This window comes from Xanthovirga aplysinae (genome assembly GCF_009711365.1).
GTDB lineage: Bacteria > Bacteroidota > Bacteroidia > Cytophagales > Cyclobacteriaceae > Xanthovirga > Xanthovirga aplysinae.
Genome location: NZ_SMMB01000845.1, coordinates 1 through 4,669, shown reverse-complemented (window position 1 = coordinate 4,669; position 4,669 = coordinate 1). Strand labels below are relative to the sequence as shown.

The window sequence follows — 4,669 nt, the reverse complement described above, 5'->3', positions numbered from 1 at the left end:
AAAAGACAATTAAACTGTAACAAATTCTACTTTGATTATACTAATTAAATAAATTTAGTTCAAACTTGTGGATTACAGTTTATTGATTGGCTGTTTGCTGGTTTATTTTAAAGCACAAAGGTATTGTTTTAGGGAGGTTATTTAGAAAAGTTAGTGTGAATAAGGGTGAGGGTCGATCGGATAAGAATATATGGTGTTTTTACAGATTATTAAGGAGATGTGGTTGACCCAACAGTAAATAAGCCAATAAGTGGAAAAGAGGATTATACACCTTTTTCAATACCCAATTTTAAATAATTTATTTCAACCTCTAATTTATTTTTCATGGAATTAAAAGTAACTAATTTATCCAAAACCTACGCCAATGGTGTGCAGGCTCTGAAAGGAATTGATTTAACTATCCAGACCGGTATGTTTGGACTTTTGGGGCCAAATGGAGCAGGAAAGTCAAGTCTAATGCGTACCATTGCTACTTTACAGGAGCCTGATTCAGGAAGTATACAGTTGGGAGAGATAAATGTTTTAACTCAAAAGCAAGAGGTGCGAAAAACCCTGGGGTATTTGCCACAGGAATTTGGGGTATATCCAAAAGTAAATGCCGAGACTTTGTTAGATCATTTGGCGGTTTTAAAGGGGATTGACAATAAGAAAGAACGTAAGGAATTAGTGAAGGCCTTATTGTATAAGACTAACTTATACAATGACCGTAAGAAAAACTTAGGAGGTTATTCTGGTGGGATGAAACAGCGATTTGGAATTGCTCAGGCCCTAATATCTAATCCTAGCTTAATCATTGTAGATGAGCCTACGGCTGGCCTGGACCCTGCAGAAAGAAACCGTTTTCATAACTTGCTTTCGGAGTTGGGAGAAAATACTATTGTGATTCTTTCTACTCATATTGTGGAGGATGTCAAAGAGTTATGTACCGACATGGCCATTATAAATAAGGGGGAGGTTTTATTTAAGGGACATCCTTTGAAGGCCATTTCCGATATTGAAGGAAAGGTGTGGAAAAAACGGGTTAAAAAAGACGAACTGCAAGACTATAAGAGTGATTTTCAGGTGATATCCGACAAAATGATTGCCGGTCAGCCACAGATTCATGTGTTTAGTGAAATGCAACCGGACCCTTCCTTTGAGACGGTTAGTGCAGATCTGGAGGATGTTTACTTTTCGCAAATTATGGGTGTGAAACCTGCCTCCGAAGAGGCTTTGGTGTAATAGCCGGAAAGTAAATTTATTCTTTTAATTTTTCAATAAATGATTTTCACATGAAATGGTTTGATATCTTCAAATTTGAATTAAAATACAGGTCCAAAAGACCTGCCACCTATATTTATTTTACGATTTTATTTGCTTTGGTTTTCGCAGCCGTCACCACAGATGCTGTAACCATTGGAGGTGGAGTGGGGCAGGTGAAAGAAAATTCACCTTATTCCATTGCTCTTATCATGACAATTGTGTCGGCATTCATGCTTTTTATTACTTCAGCTGTCATGGGGGTGCCTGTGTTAAGGGATTTTGAACATAAAATGGAATCCCTGATGTTTTCCACTCCTATTAAGAAATTCGATTATCTTTTGGGACGTTTTGCAGGTTCTTTTGTGGTGCTTTTATTTATATTTTCTAGCCTGGTAATAGGGTTAATGCTGGGAGATGTAATGCCATGGAGAGAGCAGGAAAAGTTACTTGCCTTCAATGTAAGTACCTATATTAGGCCTTTTTTAATTATTGTTATTCCTAATTTGTTTTTTACAGCCTGTTTATTTTTTGCCAGTGGATCATTAAGCAGGAAAATGATATTTGTGTACACTCAGGGAGTTTTTTTGCTGGTGATTTACATGATAGGAAATGCCCTTGTCAGCGATCTTGAAAACCGGGAATTACTGGCCGTGCTAGATCCTTTTGGACTGAATACATTAAGGTACTATACCCAATACTGGACTCCTGCAGAGAGAAATATTTTACCTATTCAGCTTGAAGGTGTCATGTTATATAATCGCATGATTTGGATGGGAGCAGGTATTTTGGGGATGCTGGTAACCTTTTTGAGTTTTAATTTTAATGTGGTGCGAAATACCATTGGGAGAAGGAAAAAAGTAAAAAAATCCAGGGAAGAATTCACCCCTTCCTCCGTAACAATTCCTTTGGTGACTACAAAGGCCGGGGTTGGCATTAGTATCAAGCAGCTGCTCCGCATGTCCTTTTTTTACTTTAAAACAATGTTTAAGGAAATCCCTTTTCTGGGAATTCTGCTCTCCGGTTTGGTGTTGACTTTTGCTAACACCATTGACATAAATGAGATTTATGGGGTGGATGGAGTGCCGACCACCTATGCAGTTCTGGAAGTGTTGGGAGGATTTAATCTTTTTTTCTTAATCATTATTGTGTTCTATGCCGGAGAAATGATATGGAAAGAGAGAAGTGTGAAGATGAACCAGATTTTCGATGCTTTGCCAATCCATGATATGATTGGTCTATTGGGGAAATTTTTTGGAATGTTACTGGTGCATGTTACCATTTTAGGTTTGCTAATTTTGTCAGGTGTTTTTGTGCAGACGGTAAAGGGGTATTATAATTACGAACTTTCTCTTTATTTCAGTAAGTTGTTCGGGGAAACCTTTGTGTATTTAATTTTATTTACCTTCCTAGGGTTCTTCATCCAAGTGCTGGTGAATAATAAGATGCTGGGATTTGTGGTGATGGTGGTGTTCTTTATTGCTTCAGGTGTCCTTTCCCTCTTGGGTGTTGAACATGCTATGTTTCACTTTGGAAATTCATTTTTAGGAAGATATTCAGACATGAATGGCTTCGGGCATTTTGTTTCTCGTTTTACCTGGATGAATGTCTATTGGATGGCTTTTGCTATTTTTCTTTTTGTTTTAGCGGTGCTCTTTTCCGTTCGTGGAGCTGATACTGTGATGAAATCCCGTCTAAACCTGGCAAGGTTGAAGCTGAATCGCTCTATGATGATTTTGGGAATTCTTAGTCTTCTTACTTTTGCTTTGTCCGGCTGTTATATTTTCTATAATACGAATGTTGTAAACGAGTATGCCAATTCGGATGAAGAGGAAAAATTGCAGGCTAGTTATGAGAAAACTTTAAAGCAATATGAAAGTTTACCCCAACCAAAAATTGTGGATGTAAACCTGAAGGTGGATTTATACCCTCAAAAAAGGGATTTTATTGCCGGGGGATATTATGTATTGGAAAATAAAACCGATACACCTATTCGCGAGATTCATATTCAAGAAAAAACTCATGATGATTTAGAATTAACCCATTTACAATTTGATAGGGAGGCATCTAAGCAGGAGAGCTTTGAGGATTTTGATTATACCATTTACGCGCTGAAGGAACCTTTGCTTCCAGGGGAACAAATTCAAATGGATTTTAAAGTTGTTTTTGAGACCAAAGGTTTCAAGGAAGGAACAACAAATACCAATATTGTCAATAACGGAACCTTCTTTAATAATCTTTACTTCCCCACTATTGGCTATAATTCTGACTTTGAACTCGGGGATGATGACAAAAGGAAGGACCATGAACTTCCGGAAAAGGAACGTATGCTAGAAAGGGAGGATGAGGTAGGCCTGAGCAGAAATCTATTTGGTGACGATGCAGATAGAATCAATTTTGAAATGGTGGTTAGCACCGATGCTGGTCAAACGGCAATTGCTCCGGGATATTTGCAGAAAGAATGGATCGAAGGAGATCGCAGGTATTTTCATTATAAAATGGATAAACCTATGGTGAATTTTTATTCCATTGTTTCAGCTAACTTTGAGGTGATGCGGGAAAAATGGGAAGGAATCAACTTGGAAATTTATTATAATAAGGGGCATGAACGAAACTTGGGCAGAATGATGAAGGGATTGAAAAAGGCCCTTGCTTTTGCTTCCAAAGAATTTGGACCTTATCAGTACCAGCAGTTGCGTATCATGGAATTCCCACGTTATTCCTCCTTTGCGCAATCTTTTGCTAATACGATTCCTTTTTCCGAAGGTATGGGTTTTATGCTTGATCTAAGGGATGAGAAGGATATGGATTTTGCCTTTTACGTCACAGCTCATGAGGTAGCTCATCAGTGGTGGGGACATCAGGTAACAGAGGCCGATGTGAAGGGTTCTTCCATGTTATCAGAAACCTTGTCTCAATATACGGCAATGATGGTATTGAAAAAGGAATATCCCGTGGAGCAGCTTCGGAAATTTCTGAAATATGAACTGGACCGCTATTTAAGAGGCAGAACCAGTGAACGAAAGAAGGAAATGCCGCTGGAACTGGTAGAAAGACAGTCCTATATTCATTACCGGAAAGGTTCAGTAGCGATGTTTGCCTTACAGGATTATATTTCAGAGGATAGTGTGAACGCTGCATTACGAGCTTACTTGCAGGACTGGAAATACAAGGAAAATCCATATCCCACTACAAAAGATCTGTTAGGTTATTTTAGGCAGGTGACTCCGGATAGCTTGCAATATGTGATTCATGATTTGTTTGAAACCATTACGTTATTTGAGAATAAAACGGAGGAGGTAAATTATGAAAAGCTTTCTGATGGAAAGTATAAGGTGAACTTAAAAGTGGGAAGTATAAAATATCGTGCCGATAGTACAGGTATGGAAAAGAAAATTCCTGTTGACGATTGGATTGATCTGGGTGTATT

2 protein-coding genes are annotated in these 4,669 nt (G+C 38.2%); both read left to right on the top strand.

The window, feature by feature from the left end; all coding sequences use genetic code 11:
• Positions 1–324: 324 nt before the first annotated feature.
• Positions 325–1,221, top strand: a complete 897-nt coding sequence (locus E1171_RS06655; protein WP_155205230.1) for an ABC transporter ATP-binding protein — start codon at positions 325–327, stop codon at positions 1,219–1,221.
• A gap of 50 nt (positions 1,222–1,271) precedes the next feature.
• Positions 1,272–4,669: ABC transporter permease/M1 family aminopeptidase (locus E1171_RS06650; protein ID WP_155205229.1), on the top strand; the 3,398-nt coding region annotated here is incomplete at its 3' end.

Bases quoted from the DNA above. Each gene is read 5' to 3' on its own strand.
- E1171_RS06655 (WP_155205230.1), top strand. From the start codon at position 325: ATGGAATTAAAAGTAACTAATTTATCCAAAACCTACGCCAATGGTGTG.